Origin of the sequence: Nonomuraea sp. NPDC001831 (assembly GCF_042892035.1) — a bacterium.
Lineage (GTDB): Bacteria > Actinomycetota > Actinomycetes > Streptosporangiales > Streptosporangiaceae > Nonomuraea.
On the sequence record NZ_JBIATU010000006.1, the window covers coordinates 248,932 to 267,297 of the forward strand.

At 74.1% G+C, this 18,366-nt stretch carries 18 protein-coding genes; 13 read left to right on the forward strand and 5 right to left on the reverse strand.

Translation table 11 applies throughout. The annotated features are described in order from the left end of the window. Positions 1-112: 112 nt before the first annotated feature. Complete coding sequence (locus tag ACFYYW_RS21800) at positions 113-769, forward strand: response regulator transcription factor (RefSeq protein WP_352325242.1); 657 nt, start codon at positions 113-115, stop codon at positions 767-769. Next, entirely contained in the window at positions 766-1,905 is a 1,140-nt protein-coding gene (locus ACFYYW_RS21805) for a sensor histidine kinase (RefSeq protein WP_387650885.1), read from the forward strand. Before ACFYYW_RS21800 ends, ACFYYW_RS21805 begins: the two co-directional genes overlap by 4 nt. A 39-nt stretch (positions 1,906-1,944) precedes the next feature. Here ACFYYW_RS21805 and ACFYYW_RS21810 read toward each other — a convergent pair whose 3' ends face one another. Together ACFYYW_RS21810 and ACFYYW_RS21815 are read right to left on the reverse strand one after the other, a co-directional pair. After that, positions 1,945-4,770, reverse strand: a complete 2,826-nt coding sequence (locus ACFYYW_RS21810; RefSeq protein ID WP_387650887.1) for an NACHT domain-containing protein — start codon at positions 4,768-4,770, stop codon at positions 1,945-1,947. Positions 4,771-4,845: 75 nt separating this feature from the next. After that, positions 4,846-6,711, reverse strand: a complete 1,866-nt coding sequence (locus ACFYYW_RS21815; RefSeq protein WP_387650888.1) for a propionyl-CoA synthetase — start codon at positions 6,709-6,711, stop codon at positions 4,846-4,848. Between the two features lie 57 nt (positions 6,712-6,768). On the opposite strand from ACFYYW_RS21815, the gene ACFYYW_RS21820 reads away from it, so the two are divergent. Then, a complete protein-coding gene (locus ACFYYW_RS21820; protein WP_352325238.1) occupies positions 6,769-7,407 on the forward strand; it encodes a DNA polymerase beta superfamily protein in 639 nt (212 codons plus the stop codon). After that, a complete protein-coding gene (locus tag ACFYYW_RS21825; RefSeq protein WP_352325237.1) occupies positions 7,404-8,159 on the forward strand; it encodes a DNA polymerase beta superfamily protein in 756 nt (251 codons plus the stop codon). The genes ACFYYW_RS21820 and ACFYYW_RS21825 overlap by 4 nt, the downstream gene beginning before the upstream one ends. 86 nt (positions 8,160-8,245) lie before the next feature. On the opposite strand, the gene ACFYYW_RS21830 is transcribed toward ACFYYW_RS21825, so the two are convergent. Next, positions 8,246-9,181, reverse strand: coding sequence for a GNAT family N-acetyltransferase (locus ACFYYW_RS21830; protein ID WP_387650890.1), 936 nt, complete (start codon positions 9,179-9,181; stop codon positions 8,246-8,248). 241 nt (positions 9,182-9,422) lie between these two features. Here ACFYYW_RS21830 and ACFYYW_RS21835 point away from each other — a divergent pair, with 241 nt between their 5' ends. Together ACFYYW_RS21835 and ACFYYW_RS21840 are read left to right on the forward strand one after the other, a co-directional pair. Beyond that, positions 9,423-10,493, forward strand: coding sequence for a hypothetical protein (locus ACFYYW_RS21835; protein WP_387650891.1), 1,071 nt, complete (start codon positions 9,423-9,425; stop codon positions 10,491-10,493). A gap of 128 nt (positions 10,494-10,621) precedes the next feature. Beyond that, positions 10,622-11,137: a hypothetical protein gene (locus tag ACFYYW_RS21840; RefSeq protein WP_387650893.1), complete on the forward strand. Its 516-nt coding sequence runs from the start codon at positions 10,622-10,624 to the stop codon at positions 11,135-11,137. A gap of 52 nt (positions 11,138-11,189) precedes the next feature. Here ACFYYW_RS21840 and ACFYYW_RS21845 read toward each other — a convergent pair whose 3' ends face one another. Beyond that, positions 11,190-11,984 carry a class I SAM-dependent methyltransferase gene (locus tag ACFYYW_RS21845; RefSeq protein ID WP_387650894.1) on the reverse strand — a complete coding sequence of 265 codons (795 nt, stop codon included), beginning with the start codon at positions 11,982-11,984 and terminating at the stop codon, positions 11,190-11,192. Between the two features lie 124 nt (positions 11,985-12,108). Here ACFYYW_RS21845 and def point away from each other — a divergent pair, with 124 nt between their 5' ends. From def to ACFYYW_RS21870, 5 genes are all read left to right on the forward strand, one after another. After that, the gene (gene def / locus ACFYYW_RS21850; protein WP_352325231.1) at positions 12,109-12,675 is read left to right on the forward strand and encodes a peptide deformylase; all 567 of its coding nucleotides are present in this window, start codon (positions 12,109-12,111) and stop codon (positions 12,673-12,675) included. Positions 12,676-12,682: 7 nt separating this feature from the next. After that, positions 12,683-13,303 (forward strand): XRE family transcriptional regulator, encoded by a 621-nt coding sequence (locus ACFYYW_RS21855; protein ID WP_352325230.1) that lies wholly within the window; start codon positions 12,683-12,685, stop codon positions 13,301-13,303. Next, on the forward strand, positions 13,296-14,717 hold the full coding sequence (locus ACFYYW_RS21860) for a pyridoxal phosphate-dependent decarboxylase family protein (RefSeq protein ID WP_387650896.1): 1,422 nt from the start codon (positions 13,296-13,298) through the stop codon (positions 14,715-14,717). The genes ACFYYW_RS21855 and ACFYYW_RS21860 overlap by 8 nt, the downstream gene beginning before the upstream one ends. 131 nt (positions 14,718-14,848) lie before the next feature. Next, a complete protein-coding gene (locus ACFYYW_RS21865; RefSeq protein WP_352325227.1) occupies positions 14,849-15,265 on the forward strand; it encodes a CBS domain-containing protein in 417 nt (138 codons plus the stop codon). A gap of 9 nt (positions 15,266-15,274) precedes the next feature. Continuing rightward, positions 15,275-15,625 carry an MmcQ/YjbR family DNA-binding protein gene (locus ACFYYW_RS21870; RefSeq protein WP_352325226.1) on the forward strand — a complete coding sequence of 117 codons (351 nt, stop codon included), beginning with the start codon at positions 15,275-15,277 and terminating at the stop codon, positions 15,623-15,625. A gap of 15 nt (positions 15,626-15,640) precedes the next feature. Here ACFYYW_RS21870 and ACFYYW_RS21875 read toward each other — a convergent pair whose 3' ends face one another. Next, positions 15,641-16,495 carry a hypothetical protein gene (locus ACFYYW_RS21875; protein WP_387650898.1) on the reverse strand — a complete coding sequence of 285 codons (855 nt, stop codon included), beginning with the start codon at positions 16,493-16,495 and terminating at the stop codon, positions 15,641-15,643. Positions 16,496-16,603: 108 nt separating this feature from the next. Between ACFYYW_RS21875 and ACFYYW_RS21880 the strand changes: the two genes are divergently transcribed. Then, entirely contained in the window at positions 16,604-17,365 is a 762-nt protein-coding gene (locus ACFYYW_RS21880; protein ID WP_352329377.1) for a DeoR/GlpR family DNA-binding transcription regulator, read from the forward strand. Further along, positions 17,362-18,345 (forward strand): 1-phosphofructokinase, encoded by a 984-nt coding sequence (gene pfkB / locus ACFYYW_RS21885; RefSeq protein ID WP_387650899.1) that lies wholly within the window; start codon positions 17,362-17,364, stop codon positions 18,343-18,345. The genes ACFYYW_RS21880 and pfkB overlap by 4 nt, the downstream gene beginning before the upstream one ends. Positions 18,346-18,366 lie beyond the last annotated feature (21 nt).

Genomic DNA, 18,366 nt, shown 5'->3' on the forward strand with positions numbered 1-18,366 from the left:
GGGAGGCAGTCCAGCGGGACGCCGATAACCTGAGCGTCACCGGAACTGGTTACGCCCGCGTTATGCGGTCTGATCCAGACTTGCGGCATTTAAGATCTTTTGGGGGCTACAGGTGCGGGTTCTGATCGCCGAGGACGAGCGCATGCTCGCCGACTCGATCGCCGAGGGGTTACGGGGCGAGGCGCTCGCCGTCGACGTCGCCTATGACGGGGAGGCGGCGCTGGAACGGCTCGGCGTGCACGACTACGACGTGCTGATCCTCGACAGGGACCTGCCGGGGGTGCACGGCGACGAGGTGTGCCGGACGGTGGTGGAGCAGGATCGGCTGGTCAGGGTGCTCATGCTGACCGCCTCCGGCGACGTGCGCTCGCGGGTGTCGGGATTGTCGCTGGGGGCCGACGACTACCTGCCCAAGCCGTTCGCGTTCGAGGAGCTGGTGGCGCGGGTGCACGCGCTCGGGCGGCGCGCCCGCCGGGCCGACCCGCCGATGCTGGAGCGGGCGGGCGTGCGGCTGGACTGGGCGCACCGGCAGGTGTTCCGCGACGGCGTGTACGTGCCGCTGGCCCGCAAGGAGTTCGGCGTGCTGGCCGAGCTGCTGCGCGCCCAGGGCGCGGTGGTCTCGGCCGAGGACCTGCTGGAGAAGGTCTGGGACGAGCACATCGACCCGTTCACCAACACCGTGCGGACCACGATGATGAAGCTGCGCAAGAAGCTCGGCGAGCCGCAGGTGATCGAGACCGTCCCCGGATCGGGGTACCGCATCCCATGACCGTGCGCATGCGTTTCGCCCTGGCCTGCGCCGGGGTGTTCTTCTTCCTCGGCGCCCTGACGGTGACCGGGGTGTACTTCGTCGTCCGGTCGCAGCTGGAGCACCGGGCGGACCTGATCAGGCCCGACTTCCCCCGGGAGTACTCCTACGGCGACTCCTACGAGGCCGCCTACCGCAACGCGATGCGGGTGCGCGCGGCCTACCAGCGCGAGACGCTGAGCGGCGTGCGCACGGTGGGCGGGCTCATCGTGCTGGCCGCCACGGCCGGCGCGTTCGGGGTCGGCTGGCGGGCGGCGGGCTGGGTGCTGCGGCCGGTCAAGACGGTGACCGAGACCGCCCGCCGGGTCGCCCAGAGCCACGACCTGACCGAGCGCATCGCCTACGAGGGCCCGCGCGACGAGGTCAAGGAACTCACCGAGATCTACGACACCATGCTCGACCGGCTGGCCCGCTCCTTCGACGGGCAGCGCCGGTTCGTCGCCAACGCCTCGCACGAGCTGCGCACCCCGCTGACGATCAACCGCACCCTGGTGGACGTCGCGGTGCGCCGCCCCGACGCCACCGACGACGTCAAGCGGCTCGGCGAGTCGCTGCTGCTGGTCAACGCCCGGCACGAACGCCTCATCGACGGCCTGCTGGCGCTGGCCGAGGGCGAGCAGGCGGTGCTGGACCGGCGGCCCTTCGACCTGACCGACGTCGCCGAGCACGTGCTCGACCAGGCCGGCGAGGAGGCGGCCGAGCGGGAGGTGACGATCCACCGGCTGCTGGACTCGGCGCCGACGACGGGCGAGGCGGTGCTGGTCGAGCGGCTGGTGCAGAACCTGGTGGAGAACGCGATCCGGCACAACCAGCCCAAGGGCGAGGTGTGGGTGACGACGCGGCGGCGGGCCGAGCAGGTCGAGCTGGTGGTGGCCAACACCGGGCTGCACGTGCCGCCGTACGAGATCGAGACGATCTTCCAGCCGTTCCGGCGGCTGCACGGCGACCGGCTGCGCTCGGAGCGGGGCAGCGGGCTCGGCCTGTCGATCGTGCGGGTCATCGCCGAGGCCCACGGTGGCACGGTCACCGCCAGGCCGCGCGACGAGGGCGGCCTGACGATCACCGTGGAGCTCCCGGTGGACCCGTCCGCGCCCTGACATCAGGCGCGCCGCCGTCGATGAAGCCGCTTCGATGGATCAGTCGCCGCCCTGGCGGATCTGCCAGAGTTCCTCCTCCGGCACGCCCGCCTTGACCAGTTGCTCCCAGGTCGCCACGCGTTCGGTCGGGTCGGCCAGCACCAGGCCGAGCAGCGGGCGCAGCTCGGCGTGGTCGGCGCCGTCCTCGCGCCACAACGCGCCCAGCGCCCGGTGCACCGCCGGGGACCGCACGGCCGCCGTCTCCACCAGCTCCCGCAGGACGGCCACCCGGTCGTGGAAGCGCAGCGCGCGCCCCTCCCCCACGGCCAGCATCAGCAGGTCGAGCAGCCTGCGGTGGCGGGGCGCGTGACCGGTGGCGGCGGCGGCGATCGCGTCACCCATCGCCGTGCCCTCGCCGCCGCCGAGGATCACCTCCTCCTGGCCCCGCCCGGCGACGCGATGCGCCGACAGGGCGTTGACCAGGCCCGTCCAGCCCTCGTGCCCGAGCTGGCCCTTCCACAGGTGGCTGAAGGACGCCCAGCGGCCCAGCGGGTCAGGGCCGCCCAGGATGTGCGAGACGGCCACCGGCTCCGGCGAGGCGGCCACGATGAGCAGCGCCAGGTTGGCCGAGTAGGCGGCCAGGCGGCGGGTGACGGGATGGCGTACCGGCTCGAAGCCGGTGAAGCAGCGGCGGCGGCGCTCGTACAGGGACCGGCGCAGCAGCCCGGCCAGGTGGGTCACGCACCGGGCGCGGACGGCCGCCGGCACCTCGTCCAGCAGCTCCAGGATGAACCCGACCGTCGGGCCGCGCTCGGCCAGGCAGGAGAACGACGTGACCGCGTAGAGCAGGTCGTCGTCCACGCTCTGGGCCAGGGCCAGCGGCTCGTCCCCGGCCAGGCGGCGGCGCCGGTCGAGGTCGCGCAGCGCGTACACGGTCAGCCAGGCCGTCAGGAACTCGCCGAAGGTGGAGTGGAGGAAGGAGTGGCCGTCCCGGCGGATGAAGAAGAAGCGCTCGGTGGCCCGGCGGGCCCAGTCGACGGGCGGGCGCGGCTCGCCGGGCTCGTAGGGCTCGTCCTGGCCGCCTTCGCACAGGGCGGGCAGGTCGCGGGCGAGGTCCTCCTCGGTGATGACCTGCCGGCCGCGGGCGAGCATGGACAGGGCGACCGTGCCGAGCAGGACGAGCTCGCTGTCGATCAGCACCCGCTGCGGGGTGGCGGTCTCGCGTTCGGTGAAGTCGCGCAGCAGCACCTCGTACAGGCGGGCGCGGCCGATCGGGCGGTGCTCGCGCTGCAGGGCGTTGCCGCCGGCGTCGTAGAGCGCGAGCAGCAGCAGGAGCAGCGGCTGCCGGGCCATCTCGCCCTGGGCCAGCGCGGTCGCCGCGGGCAGGGGCTTCAGGTCGCGCCGGGCCAGCAGGGCGCGGTTGGCCTGGTCCCAGATGTCGAGCCACTGGCGCACCTGGTCGTCCTCGAACGGCTGGAGCTGCAGCGCCAGCAGCCCGTCGGGGAACCTGATGCGGTCGGCCACCACGGTCCGGCTGGTCACGATCACCACGACGGGCCGCCCCAGCGCGGCCTCGCGGCGCTGGAACTCCTGGAGATGCCCGAGATAGTCGTAGCGGTTGACGCCGCCCTGCAGCAGCTCGTCGAAGCCGTCGAGCAGGATCACCGGCAGCGCGCCGTCGCCCGCGGCGACCAGGTCGGCGTAGGCGACCTCCTCCTCCAGCACGGCGGCGACGGCCTGCTCGATCTGCTCGGCGACCGGCGCGCGCGGCGAGACGCGCGGCAGCTCCACCCGGATCGGCAGGAACTCCGACCTGGCCAGCCGGGCGCCGAGCACCTCGGTCAGCTTGGACTTGCCCGAGCCGGGCTCGCCGAGCACCAGCAGCGGCGCCTGGGTGGCGCGCAGCGAGGTGAGGTGGCCGACGAGGAACGCCTCGGCGTCGGGCAGCAGGCGCTGGTCCCGCCACCAGCTGACGGAGGAGGGGTCGGACTCGCGGGTCAGCTCGGCCACCCGGCAGCGCGGACTGAGGTAGCCCTCGCCGAGCAGCGGGAGCGAGACGTCCTCGGGCAGCTTCCCGGCGGCCAGCAGGGGACGGTCGAGCGCGTTCGCGGCCATCCTGACCCGGTGGATCATGGGACGGTCGCCGACCCGCGGCGGGGCCAGCTCGGCCAGCAGCCAGGCCACCCGCGACAGGCCGGTGCCCGGCGTCTGGCGGTCGGCGACCAGGCTGCGCACGCCGAACTCGTGGCTGTCCAGGGACAACGAGCGGAAGTCCTCGTCGTAGATGCGCAGCGCGTGCGCGGGCGGGCCCTCGGCCAGCATGCGGGGTAACAGGAGCTGGTCGTCGACGGGCAGCTCGTCCCACACGCTGAGGCCGCCGACGAACCCGGCCATCGCCTCCGACATGCGCAGGTGGGCGCGTTCGACGGCCTGGCGGGTCTCGGCGAAGGGCACGTGCGGCTCGGGGGTGGGCAGGCGTTCCATGAGGAGACCGGCCACCAGGCGGGCGAAGCGCTCGGGGGTGGGCACGCCGTGGGAGATCTTGTCGGCCCGGTCGAGCTGCTCCAGGGTGAAGGGCAGCTTGGCCTCCCCGAGCGCCTCGAACCAGGCCGACACGACGATCACCGCGTGCGCGGCGGCCAGGCGCTGGGTGCGGGTGTAACGGTCCACGCCGCCCTTCAGCTCGGGCATCCTGCGGATGACCTCCTCGCCGTAGCGCACGACGTCGGAACGCAGGTCGGCCAGGCCCATGGTGAGCAGCCCGCCCCCGGCCAGCGCCCACCCCGTGCGGGCGGCGGCCGCGGCGAAGCCGACCACCTTGACGAGCCTGCCCTCCTTGCAGCCGAGCACCCTCAGGGCGTCGGCGTAACTCGGGGTCTCGATCATCAGCCTTCTCTCCGGGACCGGGAGGTCCCATCATGCGCCGGGAGGGGCCCCGGCGCTGCCCGGATGCCCGCTCCGCTATGGGCCTTTCACCGCGTCGGCGATCTCCGGCAGCACGCCGGGGTCCTCGATGGTGGACGGCGTGGCGTACGGCCGGCCGTCGGCGATGTCGCGCATCGTGGCGCGCAGGATCTTGCCCGAGCGCGTCTTGGGCAGCCGGGCGACCACCACGGCCCGGCGGAAGGCGGCGACCGGCCCGACGCGCTCGCGCACCAGGGCGGTCAGCTCGCGCTCGACGTCGGCCGGGTCGCGGCCGGAGCCGGACTTGAGCACCACGAACCCGACCGGGAGCTGGCCCTTCAGCGCGTCGGCCACCCCGATCACCGCGCACTCGGCGACGTCGGGATGGGCGGCGATCACCTCCTCCATCGCGCCCGTGGACAGGCGGTGGCCGGCCACGTTGATCACGTCGTCGATGCGGCCCATGACGTAGAGGTAGCCGTCGGCGTCGATGTGGCCGCCGTCGCCGGTCAGGTAGTGGCCGGGGTAGCGGGACAGGTAGGAGGCCTGGAAGCGCTCCTCGTCCCGGTAGAGGGTGGGCAGGCAGCCGGGCGGCAACGGCAGCCGGACGGTGACCGCGCCCTCCACGCCGGGCGGGCACTCGCGGCCCTCGGCGTCGAGCACGCGCACGTCGTAGCCGGGGACGGGTTTCGTCGGCGAGCCCGGCTTGATCGGCAGGGTCTCGATGCCGACGCAGTTGGCCGCGACCGGCCAGCCGGTCTCGGTCTGCCACCAGTGGTCGATGACGGGGACGCCGAGCAGGTCGCTGGCCCAGTGGTAGGTGTCGGGGTCGAGGCGCTCACCGGCGAGGAAGAGGTGCCGCAGCCCGGACAGGTCCCACTTCTTCGCGAAACTGCCGGTGGGATCGTCCTTCCTGATGGCCCTGATCGCCGTGGGCGCGGTGAACAGCGTGCGCACGCCGTGCTGGGCGGTCACCCGCCAGAACGCGCCGGGGTCGGGCGTGCCGACGGGCTTGCCCTCGTACAGCACGGTGGTGCAGCCGGTCAGCAGCGGCGCGTAGACGATGTAGGAGTGGCCGACGACCCAGCCGACGTCGGAGGCGGCCCAGAAGACCTCGCCGGGGGCGGCGCCGTAGACGTTGGTCATGCTCCAGCGCAGCGCGACCGCGTGGCCGCCGTTGTCGCGCACCACGCCCTTGGGCAGGCCGGTGGTGCCGGAGGTGTAGAGCACGTAGAGCGGGTCGGTGGCGGCCACGCTGACGCACCCGGCGGGCCCGGCGGCGCGCACGGCCTCGTGCCAGTCGAGGTCGCGGCCGGGCGTGAGCTCGGCCGGGCCCTGCGGGCGCTGCAGGATCACGCAGTGGGCGGGCCGGTGGGCGGCCTGGTCGAGGGCGGCGTCGAGCAGCGGCTTGTAGGCCACGACCCGGGCCGGCTCGATGCCGCAGGAGGCCGAGAGCACGACCTTGGGCTCGGCGTGCTCGATGCGCAGGGCCAGTTCCCTGGCCGCGAAGCCGCCGAACACCACCGAGTGCACCGCGCCGAGCCGGGCGCAGGCCAGCATCGCGACGACCGCCTCGGGCACCATCGGCATGTAGATCACGACGGTGTCGCCGGCCGTCACGCCGAGCGCCTTCAGCATGCCCGCCGTCCGCGCCACCTCGTCGAGCAGCTCGGCGTAGGTGATCGTGCGGACGGCGCCGGTGACCGGGCTGTCGTGGATCAGCGCCGCCTGCTCGCCGCGGCCGGCCGCGACGTGCCGGTCGAGCGCGTTGTGGCAGGTGTTGAGCCGTCCGTCGGGGAACCACCGCTTCCCGTCGCTGACGACGGCGGGCGCGACGTCCCAGTCGATGTCGCGCGCCGCCTGCGCCCAGAACTCCTCCGGGCGCTGGATGCTCCGCCGGTAAGCCTCGTCATAGCCGCCCACTTTTCGATCAGACCAGCCGCCGGCCCCCGAACGCAAGCCCCGTGGGAGGGTGTCCGGATGAATGACGATCTCATCCTGTCCGTCGTGACGGGCTCACGGGCGTACGGGCTGGAGACCGCGGCGTCCGACACCGACCGGCGCGGCGTGTTCGTGGCCCCCACCGCGGACTTCTGGCGGCTGGCCAAGCCGCCCACGCACCGCGACGGGCCGCTGCCCGAGCAGTTCTCGTGGGAGGTGGAACGCTTCTGCGTGCTGGCGCTGGAGGCCAACCCGACGGTGCTGGAGTGCCTGTGGTCGCCGATCGTGGAGGTGGCCACCCCGGCCGGGCGGCGGCTGCTGGAGTTGCGCGGGGCGTTCGTGTCGCGGCGGGCGCGGCAGACCTTCGCCGGGTACGCCGTCGACCAGTTCCGGCGTCTCGACCCGGCCGCGCCCAGGTGGAAGCAGGCCATGCACATGCTGCGGCTGCTGCTCAGCGGCCTGCACCTGATGCGGCACGGCGAGCCGCTGGTCGATGTCGGGGCGCACCGCGAACGGCTGCTGGCGGTCCGGCGCGGCGAGGTCCCGTGGGCGGAGGTGGACGCCTGGCGGGCCGGGCTGGCGGCGGAGCTGGCCGCCGCGCCCTGCGTCCTGCCGGAGCGTCCGGACCGTGAACGCGTGGAGGACTTCCTGGTGGGCGTGCGGAAGGAGCACCTGTGAACGCGCTGCCGTCCTGGTTACCGTCGTGGCTGCCGGAGATCCCCGGTGAGCAGCCGTACCCGGTGGCGTTCGCCACCGTGAGCGGCGCCCACCTGTACGGCTTCCCGTCCGTGGACTCCGACGTGGACCTGCGTGGCGTGCACGTGCTGCCGGTCGAGGAGGTGGCCGGGCTGCGCACCGGGCCGCAGACGCTGGACCGGACGTGGACGCGCGAGGGCGTCGAGGTGGACCTGGTCACCCACGACCTGGTCAAGTTCTGCCGGCTGCTGCTCGGCCGCAACGGTTACGTGCTCGAACAGCTCCTGTCGCCGCTGGTGGTGGCCTCATCGCCGGTGCACGAGGAGCTGGTTGCGCTGGCGGCCGGGTGCGTGACGCGGCACCACGCCCACCACTACCTGGGGTTCGCGCGTACGCAGTGGCGGTTGTTCGGGCGTACGGGCGAGCTGAAGCCGCTGCTGTACACCTTCCGCGTGCTGGCGACGGGCACCCACCTCATGCGCACCGGGGAGCTGGAGGCCGACCTGACCCGGCTGCTGCCGTACGGGCCGCCGTACCTGCCGGAGCTGGTGGCGGCCAAGCGGGAGGCGGAGCACGGCGCGGCGCCGCAGGTGGCGGGCGTGGCCGACGACGTGGCGCGGATGACGGCCGCGCTGGAGGCGGCGCGCGAGGGCTCGGCGCTGCCCGAGCGGGCCACCGCGGGCGACGCCCTGCACGACCTGGCCGTGCGCGCGCGCCTGGCGTCCCGCCCCTGACGGGTGCGCCTGGCGTCCCGCCCCTGACGGGTGCGCCTGGCGTCCCGCCCCTGACGGGTGCGGCCGGTCAGGGACGGGACGGGTGGTCAGGCGGCGCCGGGGTCGGCCGACAGGACGAGCCGGACCGAGACGTTCTCGTACCCGGCGCGTTCGAACGCCCGCGCCATCGGGACGTTGCCCGCGTCGGTGTCGGCCATGATCCCCGGCACGCCGCGTTCGGCGTGGAAGCGGGTGATCTCGCCGAGCAGCTCGTCGACGTAGCCGCGGCCCCGGTGCGCGGGCACCACGCCGAGGTAGCCGACCACGGGCCCGGCGTCGTTGGCCGAGGGCAGCGCGACGCCGACCAGGTCGCCGCTCTTGTCGTAGGCCAGCCGCCACCAGGACCGATCGCCCCGCATCGAGCGGTTGTCGCGGACGTCCTCGCGGGCCTGCTCCACGGGGTCCATGGTCATCAGGGCCTGGCGGGTGTGGAAGTCGAGGGTGCCCTCGGCGACCTGGCGGAAGGCGTCCACGAAGACCTCGTCGTCGTCATCGCCGCGGAAGACCAGCCGGTCGGACGGCTCGGGCACGGGCGAGCCGGGCGTCCAGGCGTAGCGCAGGCGTTCCAGCTCCTCGGTCAGCCCGGCACGGCCGGCGGCCTCCCAGCGCCAGGCGATGGCCGCCGACGCCTTCGGGTCCTCACGCCAGCCGTTGGAGACGAAGACGTGGTACTCCGGCGTGCGGCCGAACGCGGCGTGCGCGTGGCGCAGCAGCTCACCGGCCAGCCCCACCCGGTCCTCGACCGAGGGGTGGACGTAGACGCAGTCGAGGGCGAGCGGTCGCTCCTCGCCGGCGAAGCCCCACCAGACGGCGCGGGCCAGGATCTCGCCGTTCTCCTCGGCGAGCCAGATGCGGTCGTAGCGGTAGTTGCGGCTCTCCAGGAAGGAGAGCAGCCGGTCGGGATGGGCCCAGCTGATGGATTCGTCGACGACGCAGCCGAGCAGGCGGTCGAGGTCAGCCTCGGCCGCGGGACGGAAAAGCACAGTTCCTCCGAGAAATGAAAACCACACTTACACTGCCAAACATCTCAGTGCCTCCCTTCTCCCGACATTTCGCAGCACTTTAGTCCACCCCGCCGCCGCCCGCCCGCCGTTTTCCCGGACGTGATCTTCCCCTCGTGGCCGGAGGGCGACGTGAGTACGCTGGACCGCGTCCAGTTTCCGGCGTTTCGCGATCCGGCGGGACGATTCCGACCCGGCCGACGATGAGGACAGGATGGGCTCCGTGAGGTCCTACGACGACGACGCGCTGCCGCTGCAACCGCCGATCCGGCTGCCCGACGCCGCCACCCTGGCCTCCGCGGTCCGCGCCGCGCCACTCGCGGGCGAGCTGAAGGCCCTGCTCGACCCGCCCGACACCCCGCAGGCCGGCCCGCCCGACGCCCCGCAGGCCGACCCCGACGCCCTGCAGGCCGGGCAGGGCGACGCCTCGCAGGCCGGGCAGGGCGACGAGCAGGGAGAGGAGCAGGGCGACGAGCGGGCCGGCGACGCGCGGGTGCTGGAGGCGTGGGCGCGGGTGTGCCGGGCGCGGCTGGCCGCCGACGAGCGGCTGCTGCTGGAGCTCATCCGCATGTTCCTGTCCAGGGAGCCGGTCGCCGGGCGGGCGCCTCAGGCGCTGACCGACCTGGGGCTGGTGCGGCAGGCGGAGCCGTACACGCTGAGCTGGCTCGGGCTGTGGGTGGCGCGGCTGATCATCGCCGAGACCGCCGGGCAGGAGATCCCCGTCATGGGGACGCTGGCCGGCGCCGACGCCGCCACGCTGCTGCACGGCCTGCGCTCCTACCCCGAGGCCGAGCGGAGCGAGGAGCTGGCGGGCTGGCTGGCCGGCCGCGACCGCGAGCGGGCCGCCGCCGAGATCGCCGGGGCGCTGGCGGGGGTGAGCCCGCTGAGCCGGGCGGTCGGCGTGGAGCTGCTGGAGTCGAGCCTCGGCGAGGAGGGCCGCCGGGCGCTGCGCGGGCTGCTGGAGGAGCCCCGGCTGGGCGCGGTGGTCGCGGCCAGGACGGGCCGGGAGGACCGGCGGCCCACCCCCGACGAGATCGCCTGGGTGCTGGTGGACATGGCGGCGGCGCTGCTGGAGTTCGGCGGCGGCGAGGCGGGCGAGGTGATCGACTCGATCGCCATGGGGATGGACGCGGAGGAACAGGCGGGCACGATCGCGATCCTCGCCTTCGGCGACCACCCGTGGACGGGACGGGTGCTGCGGGTCGTCATCGACCACCACCCGGACGAGCGCGTCACGGCCGCGGCCCGCAAGGCCCTGCGCCGCCTGCGCGGCCTCGCCGACATCCGCACCTGACGGGCCACGGCTGGGGGACGCGGCTGCCAGGGAAACAGGGCTGAGGGGACGCGGCCGGGGGGACAGGACTGCGGGGAGACGGCTGCGGGCCCGCGGGGGCGGCGGCCGGGGCCGGTAGAGTCGGCTTGATGACGAAGCATACGATCTCCCCGCAGAGCGGCATCCTGGGCGACGGCTTCGGCTGCGACTGCGGCGCGGTGCTGGCCGGGCGGATGGCGGCCGAGCTGCACGCCGCCGAGAACGGCCGGTGCTCGGCCTGTCTCGGCTCGGCGGTGGAGCAGCTGACCCCCGACCTGACGCGCGGGTGCACGGTCTGCGCGGCGACCGGGGGCCGCAAGGAGCAGCTCACCTGGCAGCTCGCCCACACCGAGGCCGAGGAGCTGATCACGATGACCGTGGTGCGCGGCATCGTGGCGGGGCTCGACGGGCCGTTCCGCCTGTCGGAGATCGCCGACACGGTGCGGGCCGGGTTCGGGCTGCCGGCCGGGCGGCTGCCGGTGGGGCCTCGGGTGCGCGACCTGCTGCTCCAGCTCCAGGCGGCGGGCGAGATCGCCATGTTGTCGGCCCCCGACGAGCTGCTGGGCACCGACCAGGTGCTCTACCGCGACCCCCAGTGGCAGCGCACCCGCACCCTCGGCCTCTGAACCACGCCACACGCTCGGCAGGTCAGGAGCGGCCCGTCGCCCGTCCGGCGGGTCAGGGGCGGCAGAGGATCTCGCCGTGCAGGATCGAGAGCCAGGCGTCGTCGGCGGCGGCCCATTCCAGCCAGCCTTCGGCCATGCGCTCCAGGTCGGACCCGGTGGCCGCGCCCGTGGCGAGCGCCTGCTCGGCCAGGGCCGACCGCCGGACGCGGTCGGCCCACATGCCGCCCCACCACGCGCGGTCGTCGGGGGTGGCGAAGCACCAGGTGGAGGAGGTGGCGGTGATCTCCTGGAAGCCGGCGGCGCGGGCCCAGGACAGCAGGCGCCGCCCGGCGTCCGGTTCGCCGCCGTTCGCGCGGGCGAGGCGCTGGTAGAGGGCCATCCAGTCGTCCAGCGCGGGCAGGCGCGGGTACCAGGCGAAGGCCGAGTAGTCGCTGTCCCTGGCCGCGACGTACCCGCCGGGCTTGGTCACCCGGCGCATCTCGCGCAGCGCCCGCACCGGGTCGCCCACGTGCTGCAGCACCTGGTGGGCGTGGACCAGGCAGAAGGTGTCGTCGGGGAAGTCAAGCGCGTGCGCGTCGGCGACGGCGAAGTCCACGTTGCCCAGCCCGCGCGCGCCGATCTCGGCCCTGGCCAGCGCCAGGGCGTCCTCGGTGACCTCCGACGCCGTCACGTGGGCCACCAGCGCGGCCAGGTCCGCGGTGATCGTGCCGGGCCCGCTGCCCACGTCGAGGACCTTCATCGCGGGCTTGAGGTGCGGCAGCAGGTACGCGGCCGAGTTCTCCGCGGTGCGCCACCGGTGCGAGCGCAGGACGGACTCGTGGTGCCCATGGGTGTAGACGGCGTCCATCGAAAGACTCCTTCACGACGATGTGTGCTCCGACCCTAGCGCGAGTCTCATCTATCGAGAGAAAGTGTCTTTCTATTTGAGACGGCATCGCGCGTCCGGCGTCGCTCATAGACTGGTCGCGGCAATGTCCCGGCAAAAGGAAGGCGTGGTCGTGGGAGAGGTCCGGCCGATCGTGCACGTGGGCGATCCGGTGCTGCACAATCCGTGCGAGCCGGTCACCCGGTTCGACGGCGAGCTGGCGGCGCTGGTCGACGACATGTTCGCGAGCATGTACGCGGCCGAGGGCGTGGGCCTGGCCGCCAACCAGATCGGCGTGCCGCTGCGCGTGTTCGTCTACGACTGCCCCGACGCCGAGGGCGTCGGCCACAAGGGCGTCGTGGTCAACCCGTCCCTGGAGCTGCCCGGCCTCGGCGAGCGCCGCCTCGATCCCGACGACGAGGGCTGCCTGTCGGTCCCCGGCCAGTTCGCCCCGCTCCCCCGGCCCGACCACGCCACCGTCCACGGCTTCGACGCCGAGGGGCGGCCGGTCACCGTCGAGGGCACCGGCCTGCTGGCCCGCTGCCTCCAGCACGAGACCGACCATCTCGACGGCTACCTGTACATCGACCGCCTGCCGGCCAAACGCCGCAAGCAGGTGCTGGCAGCCTATGAGCAGACCAAGGCCGCTAAAGAGGACGTTTCTCCGCTATAGTGGAGGAATGCAAGGTGAAGGCGTGCTGTCCAGCGGGCTGTCCCTGGCCGAGCTGGGCGGGCGCATCCGCGCCGAGCGGCGCGGGCGCGGGTTGTCCGTCGAGCGCCTGGCCGAGCTGAGCGGCATCAGCCGGAGCATGGTCTCCGACGTCGAGCGCGGCGCCAAGTCGCCGACCGTGCTGGTGCTCGACCGCCTGGCCACGGCCCTCGGCACGTCGATCTCCCGGCTCCTCGACGAACCGGCCCGCGAGGACGTGCGCGTGCTGCGGCACGACCGGCAGCGGGTGCTGCGCGACCCGTCGGGCTGGGAACGGCGGGTGTTGTCGCCGGTGCTGGCCGAGGTGGAGTTCGAGTTCATGCGGACCACGATCGGCCCCGGCGTGGACGCGGGCGAGTTCGCCCCGCACGCCAAGGGCTCGCGCGAGTACCTCGCCGTCGAGCGCGGCACGCTGCGCCTGACGATCGACGACCGGCCGTACGAGCTGGCGGCCGGCGACTCGGCCGCCTACCCCGGCGACCACCGTCACGCCTTCGCCAACGACGGGACCGCCGACTGCGTCTTCTACCTGGCCATGGAGCTGGGTGGCGGCGGCCACCACGAGACCTGGAGGGATTCCCCGCATGGATGAGCTGCGCCGCGCCGGCGTCAGGGCGGCCGAGATCGCGGCCGCCCATCTGGAGGGCGTCCCGGCCGGGCCGGTGTGGCGGCCGGTGCCCGCCGCCGAGCGCGCCTGGCTGGGCGAGCTGCCGCTGCCCGACGCCGGGCGTCCGCTCGACGCGCTGCTCGACGACGTGAGCGCCCATGTGCTGCCGTACCCGATGGGCAACGGGCACCCGCGCTTCTTCGGCTGGGTGAACTCGCCGCCCTCCCCCGCGGGGGTGGTGGTCGAGCCGCTGGCCGCCGCGCTCAACCCGAGCTGCGCGGGCGGCGACCACGCGGGCCCGCTGCTGGAGCGCACGGTGGTGCGCTGGCTGGCCGAGCTGGTCGGCTTCCCGCACCCGCCCGGCGGCGGCCTGCTGACCAGCGGCGCGTCGATGGCCACGATCGTCTGCCTGGCCACGGCCCGGCAGCAGGCCGCGCTCGCCGACGGCTGGGACGCCCGCGAGGAGGGCCTGCACGGCCGCCCGCCCATGATCATGTACGTCACCGAGGAGGGCCACAGCTGCCTGCTCAAGGCGGCCCAGCTGCTCGGCCTCGGCGCCCGGAACGTCCGCAAGGTGCCGGTGGACGCCACCTTCCGCATGGACGTCGGCGCGCTGCGCACGATGATCGCCGACGACCTGGCGGCCGGCCTGCGGCCGTTCTGCGTGGCGGGCAGCGCGGGCACCGTCAACTCCGGCGCGGTCGATCCGCTCGACGCCATCGCCGACGTGGCCGCCGAGCACGGGCTCTGGTTCCACGTGGACGGCGCCTACGGCGCGCTCGGCGTGCTCGACGCGCGTTCGGCGCCCGCCTACGCGGGGCTGGACCGGGCCGACTCGCTGGCCCTCGACCCGCACAAGTGGCTCGGCGTCCCGGTCGGCTGCGGCTGCGCGCTGCTGCGCGACCCGGCTGCCGCGCGGGCCGCCTTCAGCCTGGTGCCGTCGTACCTGATCGACGACAACGCCGACGACCTGGGCTGGTTCGCCGAGTACGGGCCCGAGCAGACCCGCCCGTTCCGGGCGCTGAAGACCTGGGCGACGCTGTCGTACCTGGGCAGGGAGGGCGTCACGCGCCTGGTCGAGCACACCGGCGGCCTGGCGCGCACGCTGGCCGCCATGGTCGAGCAGGCCCCGGACTTCGAGCTGCTCGCGCCGGTCGCCACCTCCATCACGGCCTTCCGCCACACGCCCGCAACGGGCGAACCCGGCGAACCCGGCGGGCTCGACGCGCTCAACCGGGCCCTGCCGGGCGCGGTCCAGGCGCGCGGCAACGCCTTCCTCACCGGCACCCGCCTCGGCGGCCGGGACGCGCTGCGGGCCTGCTTCCTGCATCCCGACACCACCGAGGACGACCTGGCGATCCTGCTGGAGGAGATCCGCCTGGCGGCGAAGACGCTCTGAGGCCCGGTAAAGGGCTCCTCCACGGACGTACCGGACACGCATGGCCGGACGCCGGGATCCGACAAAGCCCTGTGAGCGCTCCCCCGGCCCGGGTAGTAAGCGGCCGGGACGTGAGCAATCAGGAGGATCCCATGGCAGAGACCGTGGCAGACGTGATGACTTCGCACCCGGCGACGGTCGAGTGCGACCAGCCGGTGTCGGCCGCCGCGGCACTCATGCGCGACAACGACGCGGGCGCGGTGATCGTCAACGAGAACGGGCGCATGAAGGGCATCGTCACCGACCGGGACATCACGATCCGGGTGGTGGCCGACGAGCGGGGGCCGGAGACGCCGGTCAGGGAGGCGTGCAGCCCGTCGGTCGAGGCGGTCGGGCCCGACACGAGCATCGACCAGGCCGTGCAGATCATGCGCTCGCACGCCGTGCGCCGCCTTCCGGTCGTCGAGGACGGCCGTCCCGTCGGCATCGTGAGCCTGGGCGACCTGGCGGTGGAGCGCGACCCGGACTCCGCGCTCGCCGACATCTCGGCCGCGGAGGGCAACCGCTAACGTGGCTGTGTGATCACCGTCGAGGACGTCCGGCGCTTCGCGCGCACCCTTCCGCGCTCGTCCGAGCACCTGATCCGGGACCGGGTCAAGTTCCGCGTGGGAAAGATCGTCTATGTGGCGTTCTCGCGGGACGAGACGCTGATGGGCTTCGGGTTCCCCAAGGAGGAACGCGAGGCCCTGGTCGCGGCCGAGCCGGACAAGTTCCTCATGCCGGGCGAGTCCGACCTGCGCTTCAACTGGGTGGTCGCCCGCATGGACGCCCTCGACGTGGCGGAGATGCGCGAGCTGGTGCTGGAGGCGTGGCGCATGTGCGTCCCGAAGAAGGTCCGCCTGGAACAGCAACTCCGGACCGGCTCCTGACCCGTCCCGCCGCGGCTACGACACCGAGCGGTGGAGGGCCGCGGTCAGGTCGGTGACGCGTTTGACCGAGCCGCTCCACGCGCTGCCCGCCGGGTGCGCGGTGAGCACCGCCATGACCAGGCGGTCGCCGGCGCCGGCCAGGCCCGTCGTGTGCAGCACGGGCCGGCCGTAGTCGGGCACGCCCGAGCCGGTGGCGCGCTGCGCGATCCACGAGACGGGCGCGGCCAGGGCCTTGGGGTCGCACGTGCCGGGCGGCGTCGTGCCGAAGCCCGACCAGCCCTGCTTGACCGCCCACGGCCTCGGCACCGCGCGCGGGATGCCGAAGGTCTGGTCGAAGCCGTCGGTGCCGCACGGCGTGGCGGCGCGCAGGTGGCCGAGGATGATGTCGCGCACCCGGGCGTCGGCGGTGTCGAGCAGGTAGCGGTAGGTCCGGACGACGTCGTACGCGCTGAGCGAGGTGTAGCCCCAGAAGCCGGGCTTGGACGCGGGCGGCGGGGTGGTGTCGGACAGGCCGAGCGGGCGGGCGGTCCGGACGATGATCTGCCCCTTGCCGTCGCGGTCCCAGAACGCCGAGGCGGCGTCGTCGTCGCTGGAGCGCAGCATGATCTTCAGCAGCCGGGCGTCGGCCGGCGGCACGCTCTTACGCCGCTCCAGGTAGTCGATCGCGATGAGGATCTTGACGACCGACGCCGAGCGGAACTTGCGGTGGGCGTTCCGGACGGCGACGATCCTGCCCGCCTTCCTGTCGAACACCACCCAGGCCGCCGTGGTGCCCGGGGGCACCTGGATCGGGCGGGCGACGGCGGCGTGGGCGGGCGTGGCCAGGGCCACGACGGGGACGACCGCCGCCGCGGCGGCCAGGGGCTTCATTCGCACCCGCCTATAACTACCAGATTGTGTCGTCCACCCCTTGACCGTCCAACGAAAGCGGGTATAAACACAGGAGAAACCAAACAGAAACGGCGGTGAACCAACATCATGTACGCCGAGGAGCGGCAGCAGGAGATCCTCCGCAGAGCGCGGGACGCGGGCCGCGTCGACGTGGTGCGGCTGGCCGCCGAGCTCGACGTGACCACCGAGACGATCCGCCGCGACCTGACCGCGCTGGAGCGAGCGGGCGTGCTGCGCCGGGTGCACGGCGGCGCGATCCCCGTGGAACGCCTGGGGTTCGAGCCCGCGCTGGCCGCCCGCGACGAGGTGATGACCGCGGAGAAGGAGCGCATCGCCAAGGCGGCCCTGGCCGAGCTGCCCGAGGACGGCTCGGTCATCATCGACGCCGGCACCACCACCGGCCGCCTGGTCCAGGCGCTGCCCGCCGACCGCGAGCTCACCGTGATCGTCAACTCGCCGCCGCTGGCCACCGTCCTGGCCTCGCGGGCCAACCTCCAGGTGATCGTGCTGGGCGGGCGGCTGCGCGGCAAGACGCTGGCCACGGTCGACGACTGGGCGCTGCGCCCGCTGGCCCACCTCAACGTCGACGTCGCGTTCATGGGCGCCAACGGCTGCTCGCCCGACCGGGGCCTGACCACGCCCGACCCGGCCGAGGCGGCGATCAAGCGGGCCATGGTCCGGGCCGCGCAGCGCAGCGTGCTGCTGGCCGACCACACCAAGTTCGGCAACACCTACCTGGCCACGTTCGCCGAGCTGGGCGAGATCGACGTGGTGATCACCGACGCCGGGATCGACCCGGCGCTGGCCGCCGACGTCGCCGCGGCCGGGCCGGAGGTGATCCGGGCGTGATCCTCACGTTGACGCTCAACCCGAGCCTCGACCGCACGATCGAGATCGCCGCCCTGGCCAGGGGCGCGGTGATCCGGGCCGCGCGGGCCCGGCTCGACCCGGGCGGCAAGGGCGTCAACGTCTCGCGGGCGCTGCTGGCCAACGGCGTCGCCGCCCGCGCCGTGCTGCCCTTCGCCGGGGACGAGGGCGCGCAGCTCGTCCGCCTGCTGGCCGCCGAGGGCCTGGACATGGTCACCGTCCCCGTGGCGGGCACGACCCGCTCCAACGTCGCGCTCGCCGAGCCCGACGGCACCGTCACCAAGATCAACGAGCCGGGGCCCGCGTTGTCGGCGGCCGAGCTGGACACGATCGCCGAGACCGTGCTGGCCGCGGCGCGGGAGGCGGACTGGGTGGTGGCCTCGGGCAGCCTGCCGCCCGGGGCGCCCGCCGACGTCTACGCCCGGCTGTGCCGCCGCTTCGCCGCCGCGGACCTGCGCGTCGCCGTGGACACCAGCGGCCCGGCCCTGGCCCGGGCGCTGGAGGCCGGTCCGGCGCTGGTCAAGCCGAACCTCGACGAGCTGGCCGCGGTGACCGGCCGGCCGTTGTGCCGGGTCGGCGACGTGGTCGAGGCGGCGGCCGGGCTGCGCGCCGCGGGCGCCCGCACGGTGCTGGCCAGCCTCGGGGCCGACGGCGCCGTCCTCGTCCAGGACGACGGCGTCTGGTACGGCGAGGCCGCGGTCACCGGGCCGCGCAGCTCCGTCGGGGCCGGCGACGCCATGCTGGCCGGGTTCCTGGCCGCGGGCGGGCACGGCGTCCCCGCCCTGGCCGAGGCGCTGGCCTGGGGCGCGGCGGCGGTCCGGCTGCCCGGCAGCAGGATGCCCGGCCCCGCCGACATCGACCGCGCCGGGGTGCGCACGGGAGCCCCCGACCCGGCCCGCCCGCTCACCGTCCCGCACGCGCCGCCCGTCCCGGAGCCGGTCGCCCCCGCACCGCACGGCTGATCCACTGCTCATCCCCCCGAA